Origin of the sequence: Synechococcus sp. N19, assembly GCF_900474045.1 — a bacterium.
Classification (GTDB): Bacteria; Cyanobacteriota; Cyanobacteriia; order PCC-6307; family Cyanobiaceae; genus Parasynechococcus.
This window is the reverse complement of sequence record NZ_UCNR01000004.1, coordinates 77,969-95,413: the sequence shown is the minus strand read 5'-3', so window position 1 is coordinate 95,413 and position 17,445 is coordinate 77,969. Positions and strand designations below refer to the sequence as shown.

Here is a 17,445-nt window from a genome sequence, read left to right as displayed (position 1 = left end):
GGCGGATCAGCGGTGGCGATGGCTTCTTCTTGGCAACCGATCCAGGGTGGTGTGACGGCACCGAATGGGTTCCAGGCCGCTGGCATCGTTGCCGGTCTCAAGCCCTCAGGTAAGCCTGATCTGGCGCTGGTGTTGGCACCGGTGACGGCCGTTTGTGCCGGCACCTTCACCACCTCCGTGGTGCGGGCGGCCTGTGTTGACCTTTGCCGTGATCGCCTTGCCAGTACTGCTGGCCAGGCCCGTGCCGTGTTGATCAATTCCGGTCAGGCCAATGCCTGCACCGGCGATCGCGGTCTGGTCGACAGTCAGCGCGCCACCCAGGTGCTGGCCGATCAGCTTGGCGTCGATGCGGAGTCGGTGTTGATCTGCTCCACCGGAGTGATTGGTGTGCCGATTCCGATGCCCACCCTTCTGGCCGGGTTGGCTCCTTTGCTGGAGGCCTTGGATGACGCGGGGGGTGATGCTGCGGCCAACGCCATCCTCACCACCGATCTGGTGGACAAGCAGGTGGCGCTTGAACTGGAACTGGAGGGGCGCCGGGTGCGCATCGGAGGGATGGCCAAAGGCTCGGGAATGATTCATCCCGACATGGCCACGATGCTCGGCTTCTTCAGTTGTGATGCCGGCGTCGATGCAGGCGTTTGGCAGGAGATGGTGCGACGTGCGGTGCAGCGTTCCTTCAACGCCATCACCGTGGATGGAGACACCAGCACCAACGACACCGTGCTGGCCTTCGCGGCAGGCCCACCGCTGGCCCAACAGCACCATGCCGTTCTGGAACAGGGCCTCACCCAGGCCATGCAACAGCTGGCTCAGGCCATTGCCCGGGATGGCGAAGGGGCGACCTGTCTGATCGAAGTGCAGGTGGAGGGTGCGGTTGACGAGGCCGCGGCGTTGCAGGTGGCGCGCACGGTCTGTGGTTCGTCCCTGGTGAAGACCGCAGTCCATGGCCGGGATCCGAACTGGGGGCGGATCGTGGCGGCCGCGGGTCGCTCTGGTGTGTCCTTCGATCCGGATGCGGTTGCTCTTTGGATTGGTCCCCATCAATTGATGGCGGCCGGTCAACCCGTGGCCTTTGATCGCGCTGCAGCCAGCAACGTTCTGCGGCAGGAGCATGTTCCGATTCGCCTCGGCCTGGGGCATGGTTCCGGCTCTGGTCAGGCCTGGGGATGTGACCTGTCGGATCAGTACGTGCGCATCAATGCCGACTACACCACCTGAAGCTTCTGTTTTGAACCCCTGTCACAATCCGAGTCTCCGTCAGACCCATCCGTGGACCATCCCAGCTCCCCTGACGCTCCCGTTGAGGCCAAGGCACGTTTCTGGGTGGGGCCCCTGGTGGCTGGTTGTTGTTTCGCCCTTGGTTACGGCATCACCGAGCGGGTGCTGACGCGGCAGACCAATGCTGAGGACCCTGTTCCTGAGGCTTTCACACCGCTCGCGTTTCCAGGGGATTCCCTGCAGGAGATTCGGGCTCGGTTCAGTGACGACGATTCATCCCTGCAAGTGGATGTCACAGCCCTAGAAGCTGCCGAGGCTGCAAGCCGACCGGCCAAGCCAGCGGTCAAGGAGACGCCCAAACCCCCTGTGGCCCTGCAGACGCCAGAACCCCCTGTCTGGACGGCCCCCGCCTGGTCGGACCCCCAAACCATTTCCCCGGAGGTTGAGGAAGACTACAGACCCGCCTCCTCATCTGCCCAGGAGCCTGAGCTCGAGCTCGATGACAGCAATGCCGATTCCCTGGCGCTTCCTGGGGAGTCCATCGAGGTGATGCCTGCTGTGGTTGTTCCAGGCGGTGATTCACCCGTGCTGGTGGCTGAGCCGGAATCTGTTGTGCTGCCTCCTGGCGCGGAAGCCTTTTTCGAAGTCATTGAGCCCGTGACTCCGCCTCAGCCCTGATCTCCGGTTGGATCTGCCACAGTTGAAGCTGTCTGCAATCGGTCCATGGGCTCGTCGGAGGCCTTGATTCGCGCCACGGTGAACCGCATCAGTGCGCGCCTTGGTCACGGCTTTGCAGACGCTGCAGCGGAGTTGGCGGTACTGGCGCAAGACGCTCCGCAACGGCTGCGCCAGGAATGGGATCTGTTTCAAGACGAGGTCCGTGCCGAAGCGGAACGGATTGAACGGGGTGATCACGTCACGGTGAGCACAGATGGGGCGTCGGCCTCGGAACCGTCGGACAACCCACAGGCGGTGATCGATCGTCTTCGGGCCACGGTGGCTGATCTGAGCCAAGCGATCGAGGCACGCCCCTGATGCTCGGCCTGCTGCGAGCGCTCCGCATCTGGCGCGCTGTCCTGACGCTGCTGCTGCTGCTTTGGTGGGATGGCCAGTCCTGGACCTACCGCGGCGGTGTCACCGTCGAGCGTCGTGCTCGCCGTCAGCAACAGCGAGCCCGTTGGTTGACGTCTGAGTTGCTGTCTCTGGGCTCCGCCTTCATCAAGCTGGGGCAACTGCTCTCCGCCCGCCCAGACATCCTCCCCGCGGGCTGGGTGGCCGAGCTGGCAGCGCTGCAAGACAGCGTTCCGGCCTTCAGTTTTGATCGGGTGCAGACCGTGCTCGAGCGAGAGCTGGGGCCGCGCTGTGCCGAGGTGATCGATCTGGATCCCGAACCCCTGGGTGCAGCCTCGCTGGCCCAGGTGCATCGCGCCAGCCTGCGCAGTGGCCGGCAGGTGGTGCTCAAGGTGCAGCGCCCTGGGCTCGATCGCCTGTTTCGCCTTGATCTGGAGGTGATGCAGCAGGTGGCAGCTGTGCTGCAACGCAATCCCAGTTGGGGTCGTGGTCGGGATTGGCCGGCGATGGCACGGGAATGTCGACGTGTGCTGCTGCGTGAGCTCGATTTCCGCGTTGAGGCGCAGTACGCCGCTCGTTTTCGTCAGCAATTTCTGGATGACGAACGCATCAGGATCCCCGGTGTGGTCTGGGAGTTGAGCACGCGCCGTGTGCTGTGCCTCGACTACCTGCCCGGTATCAAGGTCAACGACCGTGAGGCGTTGCTCGAAGCCGGCGTTGATCCGGCCGCGGTGGCTGAGGTGGGTGCAGCCAGTTATCTCAAGCAGTTGGTGAGGTTTGGTTTTTTCCATGCCGACCCCCATCCCGGCAACCTCGCCGTGGCGAGTGATGGAGCGCTCATTTACTACGACTTCGGGATGATGGGGCTGTTGTCAGACGGCTTGCGTCGACGTCTAGGAGCCATGGTCCGGGCTGCTGCTGCGAGGGATTCAGCGGCATTGGTGGAGGAGATGCAGGCGGCTGGTGTGATCTCCGGCGGCATTGATGTGGGTCCGGTGCGCCGTCTCGTGCGGCTGATGCTGCAGGAGGCTCTCACCCCACCCTTCACGGCCAACGTGATCGACAAACTCTCCGGCGATCTCTACGACCTGGTCTATGGCCAGCCCTTTCGTCTGCCGGTTGAGCTGATCTTTGTGATGCGGGCTTTGTCCACCTTCGAGGGTGTTGGCCGCAGCCTTGATCCCGCTTTTAGCTTGGTGGCGATCGCCAAGCCTTATCTCCTTCCACTCATGACCTCCAGCGGCTCCGGCAGCAACGATCTGTTCAACGAACTCGGCCGTCAGGTCGGGGCCCTCAGCAGCCGCGCTGCTGCCTTCCCGCGGCGCTTGGATGAAAGTCTGGAACGCCTGGAGCAGGGCGATCTTCAGCTCCAGGTGCGGCTTGGCGAATCGGATCGTCAGTTCCGCCGGATGGCCCTGGCCCAGCAATCGATCGGCCAATCGGTGTTGCTCGGATGCCTGGCTTTGGCCACCGCGATTGTTGGTGCCAGTGCACGCCCGCTCTGGTCACTTCTTCCGGCTGCTGCTGCTTTGCCGGTGGGCTTGGGCTGGTTCCGAATGCAAGTCAAGATCCGTCGCGATCAACGGTTGGAGCAGTTGCCCGGTTCCAACCGTTGAACGTTCGTCGGAGGCCTGAGATCAGGCCTTGCCGCGGGGGCCCTGGCCAACGGCACCGGCGTAGACGGCCTGGCTGCCCAACTCGTCTTCGATGCGAAGCAGCTGGTTGTACTTGGCGACCCGCTCGCTGCGGCTGAGGGAGCCGGTCTTGATCTGTCCGGCGCGGGTGGCGACGGAGAGGTCGGCGATGGTGGTGTCTTCGGTTTCGCCACTGCGGTGGCTGATCACGCTGGTGTAGCCGGAGCGGCCTGCCAGGTCGATGGCCTGGAGGGTTTCGGTGAGCGAACCGATCTGGTTCACCTTGATCAGGATCGAGTTGGCCGTGGCGCTGTCGATGCCCTGTTGAAGACGCTTGGTGTTGGTCACGAACAGGTCGTCACCCACCAGCTGCACTTTGCCGCCGAGGCGTTCGGTCAGCAGCTTCCAGCCATCCCAGTCGTCTTCGGCCAGGCCGTCTTCGATCGAAACGATCGGGAATTTCTCCACCAGTTGCTCGAGTTGGCCCACCATCTCAGCGCTGGTGTAGCTACCACCATCGAAGGCATAACGGCCGTTCTCGAAGAATTCGGTGCTGGCTACGTCCAGGGCCAGGGAAATCTGTTCACCGGGCTTGTAGCCCGCCTTACTGATCGCTTCCACCAGGATTTCGCCGGCTTCCACATTGCCCAGATCCGGTGCGAAGCCGCCTTCGTCGCCCACGGCGGTGCTCATGCCCTTGTCGCTGAGCAGTTTCTTGAGCGTGTGGAACACCTCGGTGCCCATCCGCAGGGCTTCGCGGAAGCTCGGAGCCCCGTGGGGCACCAGCATGAATTCCTGGAAGTCCAGGCTGTTTGCGGCGTGGGCGCCACCGTTGATCACGTTCATCAACGGCACCGGCAGCAGGTTCGCCATCGGCCCGCCGAGGTAGCGATAGAGGGGAATTCCCAGCCCGTTGGCAGCAGCACGGGCGGTGGCCATGCTCACCGCCAGGATCGCGTTGGCTCCCAGGTTGGATTTGTTGTCGCTTCCGTCCAGCTCCAGCATCGCGGCGTCCACAGCTGCCTGATCCAGTGCGGAAAGGCCGCAGAGAGCCGGTGCGATCCGCTCTTCGATGTGGTTCACGGCCTGGCCCACACCCTTGCCCATGTAGCGATCACCGCCGTCACGCAGTTCGTGGGCTTCGTGGGCACCGGTGCTGGCACCACTGGGAACGATGGCCCGTCCCATGGCACCTCCTTCGAGCAGCACCTCGGCTTCAACCGTGGGGTTGCCGCGGGAATCGAGCACCTCTCGGGCCACGATGGTGTCGATGACGAGGTCGAGGGAATCGATCACGTTGGGACGGACGCTTAACCCGGGGATCTTATGGGTCGCCCCTCTCTCTCGTGTTGTGACGGGTCATACCTGGCCAGAATGACGGCAGGTTCACGCTGCACGACGCTCACCCATGCGGATGCTTCACACCATGCTCCGGGTTGCTGATCTGGAGAGGTCTCTGGGCTTCTACACCGAGGTCCTGGGCATGCAGCTTCTGCGTCGAAAGGATTACCCCAGCGGCCGCTTCACATTGGCCTTTGTTGGCTATGGCTCGGAGAGCGACCACACGGTCCTCGAACTCACCCACAACTGGGACGCCGACAGCTACAACCTCGGGGATGGCTATGGCCACATCGCGTTGGGGGTGGAGGACATCCACAGCACCTGCTCTGGCATTGCCGATAAGGGTGGTCGTGTGGTGCGGGAACCTGGTCCGATGAAGCACGGCACCACCGTCATCGCCTTTGTTGAGGATCCGGATGGCTACAAGGTGGAATTGATCGAGATGTCCTCCAAAGCCCACGCCTGAAGAACCGGATGACTTCATCGCCAGCGTTGAACGGCAGCCTCACCCATGAGCCGGATCGCTTCAGCGACGCGGCCTGGGATCTGCTGCTCAGTGGTCAGGACGTTGCCCGTCGCTGGCGCCATGAGCAGTTGGATGTGGAGCACCTGATTCAGGTGCTGTTCACCGATCCCGCCTGCCGCCGCTTGGTGGAGCGCTTGCCCCTCCCCATCGATGCGCTCTTGGATCGCTTGGAGGATGTGCTGGCTGATCAGCCTTCGGGGCGAGGCGATGAGCTCTTCATCGGTGATGACCTGGAACAGCTGCTCGATTCGGCTGATGCCATCCGTCGGCGCTGGAATGGAGACGTCATCGATCTGCCGGAAGTGCTGATGGCCATTGGTGCCGATCCGCGGATCGGCGCTGATCTGTTTGCCGGCTTTGGTTTGTCGGCCGGTGCCCTGGAGCAGCTGATCCAACGGGGTATGGATGACCGGGTTCCTGGCATGACCGTTCCTCCCCAAGAACGCTCGATGCCGCGGGCTCAGCCGGAGGTGCAGCAGGAAGCGCCCCGCCGTGAACGGGTGGCGCGCGTTCCCTCCTCCTCCCGTGCGCCGCGCGGGCCGGAGCCTGTCGCCGCCCCTGTCACCCCCCAGTCGCCCGCCCCTGAGCCCCCCCTGCAGGAGCCCCCCACGGCCTTGGAGTCCTATGGGCGGGATCTCACCGAAGAGGCGGAAGCAGGCAGCCTGGATCCGGTGATCGGTCGCGATTCTGAAATTCGCAACCTGATAAAAGTGCTGTCGCGTCGGAGCAAGAACAATCCGGTGCTCATCGGTGAACCCGGTGTTGGCAAAACAGCGATTGCAGAGCTGCTGGCGCAGCGGATCGTGGCGGGTGAAGTGCCGGAGTCGCTGCAGGGTCTGCGGCTGGTGGCGCTGGACCTCGGGGCTTTGATCGCCGGTGCCAAGTTCCGTGGTCAGTTCGAGGAACGCTTGCGCTCGGTGCTCGAGGAGGTGAGTGGTTCCGATTCCGGTGTGGTGTTGTTCATCGATGAGCTGCACACCGTTGTTGGCAGCGATCGCAGCAGCACCGATGCCGGCAGCCTGTTGAAGCCAGCTCTGGCCCGGGGAGACCTGCGCTGCATCGGTGCCACCACGCCGGAGGATCACCGGCTCACGGTGGAAAAGGATCCGGCCCTCAACCGCCGCTTCCAGCAGGTGGTGATCCGCGAGCCGGATCTGGAGCTCAGCCTCGAAATTCTGCGCGGCTTGAAGGAGCGCTACGAGCTGCACCACGGCGTCACCATCACCGATGAGGCCATTCAGACCGCCAACCGTCTTGCCGACCGCTACATCAGTGATCGCTGCCTGCCGGACAAAGCCATTGATTTGATCGATGAGGCGGCCGCACAACTGAAGATGGAGGTCACCTCCAAGCCGCAGGTGGTGGAGGAGGCCGAAGCAGATCTACGCCGCGTTGAACTGGCCTTGCTCGCTGCCGAGCAGGCGCCTGAAGCGGAGCGGATTCAGCTCCAACGCAACCGGCTTGAAGTGTCCACGCGACTCGAAGATCTGCGACGGCGCTGGCAGGAGGAGCGCGGTCAGCTCGAGGAGCTCGGCCAGCTGCTTCAGCAGGATGAAGACCTGCGCCACGCCATCGCTGAGGCCGAGCGGGATGGTGATCTGGAGGAAGCGGCTCGCCTCCAGTACGACCAGCTGCATCGGGTGCAGCAGCGCCGGGATGAACTGGAGGCGTCCCAGGCGGAGGCCCAGTCCGCTGGAGTGGCTCTGCTTCGCGAGCAGGTGGAGGCCGGTGACATCGCTGATCTGGTGGCCCGTTGGACCGGGATTCCCGTGCAGCGGCTGTTGGCGGGCGAGCGTCGCAAACTCCTGGATCTCGACGCCCATCTCGCCGAACGGGTGATTGGTCAGGGCGAGGCGGTGTCCGCCGTTGCTGCTGCCATCCGCCGGGCCAGGGCCGGCATGAAGGATCCCCGTCGACCGGTGGGGTCCTTCCTGTTCCTGGGGCCGACCGGCGTCGGCAAGACCGAGCTGGCGAAGGCGCTGGCGGGGTCGTTGTTTGATGAAGAGGAGGCGCTGGTTCGCCTCGACATGAGCGAGTTCATGGAGCGGAACGCCGTAGCCCGGCTGATCGGTGCTCCTCCGGGCTACGTCGGTTACGAGGAAGGGGGGCAACTCACGGAGGCCGTGCGTCGCCGGCCCTATGCGGTGCTGCTTCTCGATGAAGTGGAGAAGGCCCATCCCGATGTGTTCAACCTGCTGCTGCAGGTGCTGGATGACGGCAGGCTCACCGATTCCCAGGGCCGCACCGTTGATTTCCGCCACACCGTGGTCGTGATGACCAGCAATCTGGCCAGCCCGGCGATCCTTGAACACGCCCGCTCGGGATCCACGGATGAGTCAGCCCTGCAACAGCAGGTGGATGCAGCGCTCTCCAGCCAGTTCCGGCCTGAATTCCTCAACCGCATTGATGAGGTGATTCGTTTCCGCCCGTTGGAGGTGGCCGATCTGGTGCGGATTGTTCAGTTGCAGCTGAAAGACCTCGCTGCTCTGTTAGCCGAGCAGGGTCTTGCCCTTCAGGTGGACAATGCTGTCGCTGAAGCCATGGCCCGTCAGAGCCATGAACCGGAGTACGGGGCGCGGCCGCTGCGTCGGGTGTTGCGGCGCCAATTGGAAAATCCGCTCTCCACACTGCTGCTTGAGGAGCGCTTTGCCGGAGCCAGTGGCGTGAAGGTGCGGCTGGGGGAGGGCGGCACGGATGCCCTTGTGTTTGATCCGGTGGGGGTTTGAGGGCATCCGGTAGGGTGTCTGTTTGGCGAAGTGCCTACCGGCACCGTTGTCAACTTCCGGTCCCATCCCCGTGACCAGCCCCATCTCTGAGGACACCACCACTTCCGACGGCTCAAAAGCCGCTGCCGATTCCACCAAATCCGGTGGTTTTCTGGCGGACACGGTTGATGAGCTGAAACTCGTGGTCTGGCCCAGCCGCCAGCAACTGTTCAGCGAATCCATCGCTGTGATCCTGATGGTCAGCCTTTCGGCCGCCACCATCGCGGCTGTCAGTCGCTTCTTTGGGTGGGCTTCGTCCCAGGTGTTCCGCTGACTCGATATCACCTTTCTCGCCGTGCCCGACGACCTGACCACACCGGACGCCCCTGAGGTGCTTGATCTGCCGGCCCCGAATGAGGGGGAAGACGGCACCTTGCCCGCGGCGGCTGTCGCCAACACGGCCATCGCCCGTTGGTACGCCGTTCAGGTGGCGTCCAGCTGCGAGAAAAAGGTCAAGGCCACCCTGGAGCAGCGGGCCGTCACCCTCGGGGTGAGCAACCGGATTCTCGAAATCGAGATTCCCCAGACCCCTGCCGTCAAGCTGAAGAAGGACGGGACCCGTCAGTCCACCGAGGAGAAGGTGTTCCCCGGTTATGTGCTGGTGCGGATGGTGCTGGATGAGGACACGATGATGGCGGTGCGGAGCACTCCGAACGTGATCAATTTCGTCGGTGCTGAAGACCGGCGCGCTACCGGTAAGGCCCGCGGTCACATCAAGCCCCGTCCCCTCAGCCGCTCTGAGGTGGATCGCATCTTCAAGCGCGCTGCCGAGAAGAAGACCGTCGTCAAGGTGGATCTCACCGAAGGCGATCAGATTCTGGTGACCGCTGGTCCGTTCAAGGACTTCCAGGGCGAGGTGATCGAGGTCTCCGGCGAGCGCAACAAGCTCAAGGCCCTGCTCTCCATCTTCGGTCGCGAGACCCCGGTGGAACTGGAGTTCTCTCAGATCAGCAAACAGAACTGACCTGGCGGCGGCCGTCTCCCTGCGGAGGGCGGCCTTGGGAGTGGGCAACCATTCCGCCGCACCCGACCCGAGGGTCTGGTGATCCGCAGCTGTCCAAACCCCCCAGCCGATGGCCAAGAAAGTCGTAGCTGTGATCAAGCTGGCCCTAGATGCCGGCAAAGCCAACCCCGCGCCGCCGGTGGGCCCTGCCCTCGGTCAGCACGGTGTGAACATCATGATGTTCTGCAAGGAGTACAACGCTCGGACGCAGGACAAAGCCGGTTATGTGATTCCGGTGGAGATCTCGGTCTTCGAAGACCGCAGCTTCACCTTCATCACCAAGACGCCTCCGGCGTCGGTGCTGATCACCAAGGCCGCGAAGATCCAAAAGGGATCCGGTGAGTCCGCCAAGGGCAGTGTTGGATCGATCAGTCGGGCTCAGCTCGAGGAGATCGCCAAGACCAAGCTCCCCGACCTCAACTGCACCAGCGTTGAGTCCGCCATGCGGATCATCGAAGGCACCGCCCGCAACATGGGCGTTTCCATCAGCGACTGACGTCGCTGCATCGCTTCTCCAACCCCATACGGGGGAGGCATCCCTGATGTCGTCTGAACCCCAACCCTGAACATGCCCAAAATCTCTAAGCGCCTGGCCAGCCTGGCCGGCAAGATCGAGGACCGTGCCTACGCACCCCTCGAGGCGATTGCCCTGGTCAAGGACAATGCCAATGCGAAATTCGACGAGACGATGGAGGCCCATGTGCGCCTCGGCATCGATCCGAAGTACACCGACCAGCAGCTGCGCACCACCGTGGCTCTGCCCAACGGAACCGGTCAGACCGTGCGGATCGCCGTGGTGACCCGCGGTGAGAAGGTGGCTGAAGCCAAAGCCGCCGGTGCCGAACTCGCCGGTGAAGAAGACCTGGTGGAAAGCATCAGCAAGGGCGAAATGGATTTCGACCTGTTGATCGCCACCCCCGACATGATGCCCAAGGTGGCCAAGTTGGGTCGGGTTCTCGGTCCTCGTGGCTTGATGCCCAACCCCAAGGCAGGCACCGTCACCACGGACCTCGAGGCTGCGATCAAGGAATTCAAGGCCGGCAAGCTGGAATTCCGTGCCGACCGCACCGGCATCGTTCACGTCCGCTTCGGCAAGGCCAGCTTCAGTGCCGATGCCCTGCTGCAAAACCTCAAGACCCTGCAGGAAACCATCGACCGCAACAAGCCCAGCGGTGCCAAAGGCCGTTACTGGAAGTCCCTGTATGTGACCTCCACCATGGGTCCTTCCGTTGAAGTCGATTTCTCTGCTCTGCAGGACATCGAGCAGGGGAGCTGATCAGGCTCTCCTCTACAATTAACGATTGGCGAAAGCCAAATCGGGCACGCGCCCGGCCAGAGACAGCAGGATGTCCCTGGGAACGACGTCAGTCATTCCTGTTGATGTAATCCCTGCCGAGGCAGACGCGACACGGTTTTGTCCCATTCGGGATTGGATCGGCACGCGGCCTCGTCTTCCTTTCGAAGACTCGATCGGCCGTGTGCCCAGCTTGTTCCTTTGATCCGATCCAATCCCTATGGGCCGCACGCTGGAGAACAAGCAGCAGATCGTCGGAGAGCTCAAAGAGCTCCTCGCCGACGCCGAACTGGCACTTGTCCTTGATTTCAAGGGCCTGTCCATCAAGGAAATGTCTGACCTGCGGGATCGTCTGCGGGCCAGCGACAGCGTTTGCAAGGTGACCAAAAACACCTTGATGCGCCGTGCCATTGATGGTGACAGCAACTGGGCCAGCCTCGATTCCCTGCTGACCGGAACCAACGCCTTCGTCCTGGTGAAGGGCGATGTTGGTGCCGGTGTGAAGGCCGTTCAGACCTTCCAGAAGGAACTCAAGAAGTCCGAGACCAAGGGCGGCCTTTTCGAAGGCAAGCTCCTGTCTCAGGACGAGATCAAAGCCATTGCCGATCTCCCCTCCAAGGAGCAGCTCATGGCTCAGATCGCCGGTGCCATCAACGCCGTGGCCACGAAGGTCGCTGTGGGCATCAACGAGGTTCCCTCTGGTATGGCCAGGGCACTCAAGCAGCACGCCGAAGGCGGCGAAGGCTGATTCGGCCCTGCCGAGACCACTGTTCATTGATCTGTTGCTTCCCCTTTCAAAACCATGTCTGCAAAAACCGACGAAATTCTCGAATCGCTGAAATCCCTCTCCTTGCTTGAAGCTTCCGAGCTGGTCAAGCAGATCGAAGAGGCCTTCGGTGTGTCCGCCGCAGCATCTGCTGGTGTTGTGATGGCTGCCCCTGGCGCTGCTGGTGGCGGTGGCGATGCCGCTGAAGAGAAGACCGAATTCGACGTGATCCTGGAAGGCTTCGACGCCTCCGCCAAGATCAAGGTCCTCAAGGCCGTCCGTGAGGCCACCGGTCTGGGTCTGGGCGACGCCAAGGCTCTGGTCGAGGCTGCTCCCAAGGCCGTCAAGGAAGGTGTCTCCAAGGAAGACGCCGAAGCTGCCAAGAAGGCCATCGAAGAAGCAGGCGGCAAGGTCACCCTCAAGTGATCGCCTTGGGAGAGGGCTTGCCCCTCTCCCCCTGTTTGCGTTCAGTCACCGGTCCTTTCCAGGGCCGGTTTTTTTGTGGTTTTCTCTGGCCAATAAAAAAGCCCCGCCAAAGGCGGAGCTTTTTAAGAGAGGAACACATTCAGGAGTCTGTCCTTGTTTCGACCCTGAAGAGGCGCTCAGCACTCCTCACACAAATTCAAACTAAGGGTGGGGAATCCTTTGTCAGCCCCTGTCTGGTCGCCCTCTCAACTGGCACTGTGACGGTTGGTCCTCAGCGGCGATAGGGAATCACCTGCAGCCGGATCGGGGCATTGCTGGCCAGGCGTGTGGTTCGTCGTTGTGTGGTGCGTCGTCGTGTTGATCGTGCCGTGGGCAACGGCGGTGGTGCGATCGGCGGCATCGGCGCTCCCAACCGCTGAAAGCCTGAACGCTGGCCGCGGCTGCTGGCCAGCGCGAGCAGCCGGTTCACCGGGTCGTGATGCGCGAAGTACAGGTGGTTCAACGGGCGACCCTGGTAAACCCGGCGTTCCAAGGCCCAGCCCGGCTCCAGCTGCAGAGCCACGAACCTGTTGGGATCGCGGCGAGTTGGTAAGGGAGCCTGACCCACCAGGAGTGGTGCCCGTTGCTGGGGGTCGAGGGCCTCGAGCCTCAGCGAGGCGCCGGATGGCTTGAGCCGGAAGCGAAAGCGGGTTCCAAGGTCTTGGCCACCGCTGCGCAGCGAGTAGCCATTGCTGTCCAGGTAGCGCTTGCAGATGCCGCTGAAGTTGAAGCGATTCAGGCTGGGCTCTACCAGTCCGTCCTGGCGTGCCCTCCAGCAGCGCGGTTGGGCCTTGATCTGTTCCAGCACCAGCAGTTTCCACTGGGCTTTGCCAAGGGGTTGTGCTAGCACAGCGAAGTGCTCCTGCGGCACCGCAGCGCTGTTAAACAAGGCCCGTGCGGTGCCCTCCTGCGACAGACCGGCCGCCAACAGCCCCACGGCAGTCAGACCAGCCGCCCGCAGGTAGGTTCGGCTCATCCACGGTGACGCCAGAAACCGTGTTGTACCGAACAGCGTTGGGACCGATCAATGGCGGAAGGACGGGGACGGGTCGTGGCTGCAGCGACGGATGGTGCCTGCAGCGGCAACCCAGGTCCGGGAGGTTGGGGGGCCTTATTGCGTTTTGAAAACGGCAGCGTTGAGGAATTTGGTGGCCATGCACCCGACACCACCAACAACCGCATGGAACTGCAGGCGGCGTTGGAGGTGTTGCAACGGCTTGAACATCTGCCCCGTCATCCGGATCTCACCCTGCGCACCGACAGCAAATATCTGATTGATGGCCTGGGCTCCTGGATCAAAGGCTGGAAGCGCAAAGGCTGGAAAACGGCTGCGGGCAAGCCCGTGCTCAACCAGGACCTCTGGAAGGCTTTGGATGCCGCTCGTCTGGATGATGTGCCCCTGCGCTACGTCAAAGGCCACAGCGGTGATCCAGACAACGAACGGGTGGACCGCATCGCCGTGGCGTTCTCCCATAACGCCCAGCCCAACTTGGCTCTGAAGCAGGGATCATCGGAGCTGTCTTCCGCCGAGGCTGCGCCAGAAGCACCATCTGAGGTTGCCCCCAAGCCTCTGCTGCAGCTGTTGTCCCGGTTGGAGCTGGCGGACCGTCTGGCGCAGGGTGGCTACAGCCTCTCGTCGCTGGAGCTGGCGCAGCTGGTGGAAAAGCCGCTCAAACAGCTGGAAACCAAGGCTGAGAGCTGGATCTGGAGGGATTGGATGGTCGAGCCCCAGGCGGAAGGGCGTTGGACCCTGCAACGTCGCGAGGCAGGATCAGAACAGTCCTGAGCCAGAGCATGTCGCCGTCCTCTTCGGCCGGACCGCTCAGCAGCGGTGCCTTTTATCAGCGTTGGCTTGGCCCGGTCTTGGCGCGGGACGACGGTCTGGATGCTGAACAGCTGTCGCGCACTGCCCTCACGGCTCTTGGTCAAGCCAGCCTGCGGCGCCGCTGGCCAGGGGTGTCCACGGTGCTGGATGGCGTTGCGGCGGATCTGCAACGGCGTGATCTGCGCCTGGAACAAGTGCTGTTTGGCTGCCGCTTCCCCAACCCGGTGGGTTTGGCGGCGGGGTTTGACAAGAACGGAGTCGCGGCTGGGATTTGGGATTGCTTTGGCTTTGGCTTCGCTGAAGTGGGCACGGTCACCTGGCATGGCCAGCCGGGCAACCCCAAACCACGCCTGTTCCGGTTGGCGGAGGAGCAGGCCGCGTTGAACCGGATGGGATTCAACAACGATGGCGCCAAGGCGCTGTTGAAAACGCTGGAGCGTCAACGTCTGGATCCGCCCGGCCGGCGGCCGGCGGTGCTGGGGATCAATGTGGGCAAATCCAAGATCACGGCCTTGGAGCAGGCACCGGACGACTACGCGGCGTCCCTGGAGTTGTTGTCGCCCTTGGCGGACTACGCGGTGATCAACGTCAGCTCCCCCAACACCCCCGGATTGCGGGATCTGCAGGACACAGCCCAGTTGCGGCGTCTGGTGGAACGGCTGCGCCGGCTGCCGGCCTGCCCGCCTCTGTTGGTGAAGATCGCGCCGGATTTGGACGATGAATCGATTGATGCGGTGGCCCGATTGGCCTTTGAGGAGGGTCTGGCTGGAGTGATCGCGGTCAACACCAGTCTCAATCGGCTGGGCCTGGAGCAACGGCGGTTGCCGCAGACCGGGCGCACTCTGGCGGAGGAGGCCGGAGGTCTCAGCGGTGCCCCCCTGCGTCAGCGGGCCCAGGAGGTGATCCGTCGTTTGCGGGCCAGTGCTGGCCCGGCGCTGCCGTTGATCGGTGTGGGTGGGATTGACTCGGCCCAAGTGGCTTGGGAGCGAATCACCGCGGGGGCTTCATTGGTTCAGCTCTACACCGGCTGGATTTTTCAGGGGCCGGATCTGGTGCCGCGGATTCTGGACGGTCTTCTGCTGCAGTTGGACCGCCACGGTCTGCGCACCATCGCGGAAGCATCCGGCAGCGGTTTGCCCTGGCAAGACTGAAGCTGTTGCTTGAAAGACAGCTCAACTGCTCGATGTTTCGCTCTTGAATGGCTCTTCTGCGCAGTTATTCAAGGGGTGATCGTCGACAGCGTTGGCTCAGTGGACAAAGCCGCTTGCCATGCTCGCTTTTGGTGAGCTGCCTCAACTCATAGCGGTCAGCTTGGCTTGAACTCGTCAGTGGGCCACGCTGGTGATGTCTCTGCGTTGTATTGGGAGTCGGGATGGGCGTTGACCTACGCCATGGCGGCAACCGCGAAGCAGCCGCCGCAAGGTTGAACTGCCCGCCGTCCCAGCTGCTCGATGCCAGTGCATCTCTGGTGCCTTGGTCTTCCCGTTGGCAGCGAATTGGCCTGAGTGCCTGGCGCGACTATCCCGACCGCAGTCAGGTGCTGCTTCGTGAGCGCATCGGTGTGCTGCACGGCGTTGAGCCTTCCTTCGTATTGCCGGGTAACGGCGCTGCCGAACTGTTCACCTGGGCGGCTCGTGATGCAGCCGAGCAAGGTTTGAGTGTGCTGGCAGCACCGGGTTTTGCCGATTACAAACGCGCCTTGCGCTGCTGGTCAGCGACCTCCCGGCAGCAGCAGTTGCCTCTCCTTTGGGATGAGGCGTTTCCGCAACCGTTTCCCGACGCGGGCGAGGGATCTGTGCTGTGGATTTGCAATCCCCACAACCCCACCGGCCAGCTCTGGTGCCGTGCCTCATTGCAGCCATTGCTGGAGCGGTACGCCCTGGTGATCTGTGATGAAGCGTTTTTGCCTCTGTTGCCCAACGGCGAGCAGCAGTCGTTGATTCCCTTGGTGGCTGAGCATTCGAACCTGGTGGTGATCCGTAGCCTCACCAAGCTCTATGGCATTGCTGGCTTGCGTTTGGGCTATGCCGTTGCGCAGCCCCAGCGGTTGCAGCGTTGGGCCGAGTGGCGGGATCCCTGGCCCGTGAATGGCATCGCCCTGGCTGTTGGCGAACGGTTGTTGTCATCGCCCCGGCATTACCAATCTTGGTGCATGCGCGTGCAGCGTTGGACGGCAACGGAGGGGGCGTGGATGCAGCGGCAATTGGCTGCGTTGCCGGGCATCACCCCGATGCCGTCGGCGGTTAACTATCTGCTGATTCGAGCGAACCGATCCCTCGTGCCTTTGCGGGAGGCATTGGAGCAACGGCATCGCATTCTTTTGCGCGATTGCCGTTCCTTCGAGGGTTTGGGAGAGACCTGGCTGCGGATCGGATTGCAATCGCGGCGCAATAACCGCCGCATTGTGTGGGCGATGCGTGAGGAGTTGAAGCGCAGCCCTCTGGCTTGACTCAGGCCACCAGGCCTTGAAGCACGCCGGCCAGTTGCTGTTCAGCATCCCGTTCCGCCAAGGCAGCCATCCCTTCACGCATCTGAGTGAGTGGATCGTTTGTGGTGCTGGCATGTCCGAGCCGCGATGCCAGGAGCCGCTGCACGGTGTTGAACAAAACCGGCTGCTCCGGACCGTGTTGATGCACGATCACGGCCGCACCAAGGGATGCGGCGCAGGATGCATTGGCCTCCTGGTGTTGGTCCGCCGCCTGGGGGAATGGCACCAGTACGGCCGGGGTCCCGCAGACCGCCAGTTCACTGAGGCTGCCGGCCCCCGCGCGGCTGATGGCTAGATCCGCATGTTGTAGCAACCCTGGCATCTCATCGCTGAAGCGGCGTTCCACCAGTTGTGGGTGCTGCAGTTGCCCAAGGTCAGGGTCGTTGTCACCGGTGAGGTGAACCACGCGGCAGCCCTGCTCCAACAGGGCCGGCACCGCATCACGCACCATGCGGTTGAGGCCGACGGCGCCTTGACTGCCGCCCATCACCACCAGCAGCGGTCCCTCTCCGGCGGGCACCCAGCTCGGTAGGGGTTGTGGGGCTAAAAAGCTGGAACGCACCGGCGTGCCCGTGAGCATCGGCTGGCTGCCGGGGATGCGCTTGGCGGCAGCGGGGAGGCCAATGGCCACGGCGCTGCAGAAGCGACCCAGCAGTCGGGTGACCCGCCCTGGGATGGCATTGGATTCATGTAGCACCACGGGAATGCCGCACCAGCGCGCCGCCAGGATTGCGGGGGCGGCGATGTAGCCGCCGGTGGTGAACACCACATCGATCGCGTTCCGGCGGATCACCTGCCGCACGCTCACGCTGGCCAGTAACAGGCGCAGCAACTGCAGCAGCTTGGTCAGCCCGCGTCCCTGCAGCCCGCCTGCGTTCACGCACACCAACCCAAAACGCTTTGGCACCAGCTGCGTTTCGAGCCGATCAGGCACCCCCAGCCAGCGCACGGGCCATTGGCTTTCAACGGCTTCAGCAACTGCAAGAGCGGGGAAGAGATGACCGCCGGTGCCGCTGGCGGCGATCAGAAGCCGGGTCATCGCGTCG

General features: G+C 63.1%; 18 protein-coding genes. 15 read left to right on the top strand and 3 right to left on the bottom strand.

Annotation, left to right across the window (positions count from 1 at the left end):
• Positions 1-18: 18 nt before the first annotated feature.
• From argJ to DXY02_RS01570, 4 genes are read left to right on the top strand one after another with little or no spacing between them, the layout of a single operon-like run.
• Positions 19-1,221, top strand: coding sequence for a bifunctional glutamate N-acetyltransferase/amino-acid acetyltransferase ArgJ (argJ, locus tag DXY02_RS01585; protein WP_114987692.1), 1,203 nt, complete (start codon positions 19-21; stop codon positions 1,219-1,221).
• Positions 1,222-1,272: 51 nt separating this feature from the next.
• Positions 1,273-1,899 carry a hypothetical protein gene (locus DXY02_RS01580; RefSeq protein WP_114987690.1) on the top strand — a complete coding sequence of 209 codons (627 nt, stop codon included), beginning with the start codon at positions 1,273-1,275 and terminating at the stop codon, positions 1,897-1,899.
• A 45-nt stretch (positions 1,900-1,944) separates the two neighbouring features.
• Positions 1,945-2,256 carry a hypothetical protein gene (locus DXY02_RS01575; protein WP_114987688.1) on the top strand — a complete coding sequence of 104 codons (312 nt, stop codon included), beginning with the start codon at positions 1,945-1,947 and terminating at the stop codon, positions 2,254-2,256.
• Positions 2,256-3,908 carry an AarF/ABC1/UbiB kinase family protein gene (locus DXY02_RS01570; protein WP_114987686.1) on the top strand — a complete coding sequence of 551 codons (1,653 nt, stop codon included), beginning with the start codon at positions 2,256-2,258 and terminating at the stop codon, positions 3,906-3,908. The genes DXY02_RS01575 and DXY02_RS01570 overlap by 1 nt, the downstream gene beginning before the upstream one ends.
• A gap of 21 nt (positions 3,909-3,929) precedes the next feature.
• Here the strand turns inward: DXY02_RS01570 and eno are convergent, their stop codons facing one another.
• Complete coding sequence (gene eno, locus DXY02_RS01565; protein WP_038552476.1) at positions 3,930-5,222, bottom strand: phosphopyruvate hydratase; 1,293 nt, start codon at positions 5,220-5,222, stop codon at positions 3,930-3,932.
• A gap of 112 nt (positions 5,223-5,334) precedes the next feature.
• On the opposite strand from eno, the gene gloA reads away from it, so the two are divergent.
• The 8 genes from gloA to rplL all read left to right on the top strand — a co-directional run bounded on the left by gloA (position 5,335) and on the right by rplL (position 12,047).
• Positions 5,335-5,733: a lactoylglutathione lyase gene (gene gloA / locus DXY02_RS01560; RefSeq protein WP_114987684.1), complete on the top strand. Its 399-nt coding sequence runs from the start codon at positions 5,335-5,337 to the stop codon at positions 5,731-5,733.
• A gap of 8 nt (positions 5,734-5,741) precedes the next feature.
• On the top strand, positions 5,742-8,519 hold the full coding sequence (locus DXY02_RS01555; RefSeq protein ID WP_114987682.1) for an AAA family ATPase: 2,778 nt from the start codon (positions 5,742-5,744) through the stop codon (positions 8,517-8,519).
• Between the two features lie 70 nt (positions 8,520-8,589).
• Positions 8,590-8,832 carry a preprotein translocase subunit SecE gene (gene secE, locus DXY02_RS01550; protein WP_006850159.1) on the top strand — a complete coding sequence of 81 codons (243 nt, stop codon included), beginning with the start codon at positions 8,590-8,592 and terminating at the stop codon, positions 8,830-8,832.
• A gap of 21 nt (positions 8,833-8,853) precedes the next feature.
• Complete coding sequence (nusG, locus tag DXY02_RS01545; protein WP_114987676.1) at positions 8,854-9,522, top strand: transcription termination/antitermination protein NusG; 669 nt, start codon at positions 8,854-8,856, stop codon at positions 9,520-9,522.
• Between the two features lie 109 nt (positions 9,523-9,631).
• Positions 9,632-10,057 carry a 50S ribosomal protein L11 gene (gene rplK, locus DXY02_RS01540; RefSeq protein ID WP_006851160.1) on the top strand — a complete coding sequence of 142 codons (426 nt, stop codon included), beginning with the start codon at positions 9,632-9,634 and terminating at the stop codon, positions 10,055-10,057.
• Between the two features lie 72 nt (positions 10,058-10,129).
• Positions 10,130-10,837, top strand: a complete 708-nt coding sequence (gene rplA / locus DXY02_RS01535; protein ID WP_038552494.1) for a 50S ribosomal protein L1 — start codon at positions 10,130-10,132, stop codon at positions 10,835-10,837.
• 238 nt (positions 10,838-11,075) lie between these two features.
• Complete coding sequence (gene rplJ / locus DXY02_RS01530) at positions 11,076-11,603, top strand: 50S ribosomal protein L10 (protein ID WP_006851480.1); 528 nt, start codon at positions 11,076-11,078, stop codon at positions 11,601-11,603.
• Between the two features lie 54 nt (positions 11,604-11,657).
• Entirely contained in the window at positions 11,658-12,047 is a 390-nt protein-coding gene (gene rplL / locus DXY02_RS01525) for a 50S ribosomal protein L7/L12 (protein ID WP_114987674.1), read from the top strand.
• Positions 12,048-12,318: 271 nt separating this feature from the next.
• Here the strand turns inward: rplL and DXY02_RS01520 are convergent, their stop codons facing one another.
• Complete coding sequence (locus DXY02_RS01520) at positions 12,319-13,062, bottom strand: DUF3747 domain-containing protein (RefSeq protein ID WP_114987670.1); 744 nt, start codon at positions 13,060-13,062, stop codon at positions 12,319-12,321.
• Positions 13,063-13,113: 51 nt separating this feature from the next.
• Between DXY02_RS01520 and rnhA the strand changes: the two genes are divergently transcribed.
• The 3 genes from rnhA to DXY02_RS01505 all read left to right on the top strand — a co-directional run bounded on the left by rnhA (position 13,114) and on the right by DXY02_RS01505 (position 16,360).
• Positions 13,114-13,872, top strand: coding sequence for a ribonuclease HI (gene rnhA / locus DXY02_RS01515; protein ID WP_114987668.1), 759 nt, complete (start codon positions 13,114-13,116; stop codon positions 13,870-13,872).
• A gap of 8 nt (positions 13,873-13,880) precedes the next feature.
• A complete protein-coding gene (locus DXY02_RS01510; RefSeq protein WP_114987666.1) occupies positions 13,881-15,062 on the top strand; it encodes a quinone-dependent dihydroorotate dehydrogenase in 1,182 nt (393 codons plus the stop codon).
• A 221-nt stretch (positions 15,063-15,283) separates the two neighbouring features.
• Entirely contained in the window at positions 15,284-16,360 is a 1,077-nt protein-coding gene (locus DXY02_RS01505; protein ID WP_114987664.1) for an aminotransferase class I/II-fold pyridoxal phosphate-dependent enzyme, read from the top strand.
• Between the two features lies 1 nt (position 16,361).
• Here DXY02_RS01505 and murG read toward each other — a convergent pair whose 3' ends face one another.
• Entirely contained in the window at positions 16,362-17,438 is a 1,077-nt protein-coding gene (gene murG / locus DXY02_RS01500; protein ID WP_114987757.1) for an undecaprenyldiphospho-muramoylpentapeptide beta-N-acetylglucosaminyltransferase, read from the bottom strand.
• Between the last annotated feature and the right edge of the window lie 7 nt (positions 17,439-17,445).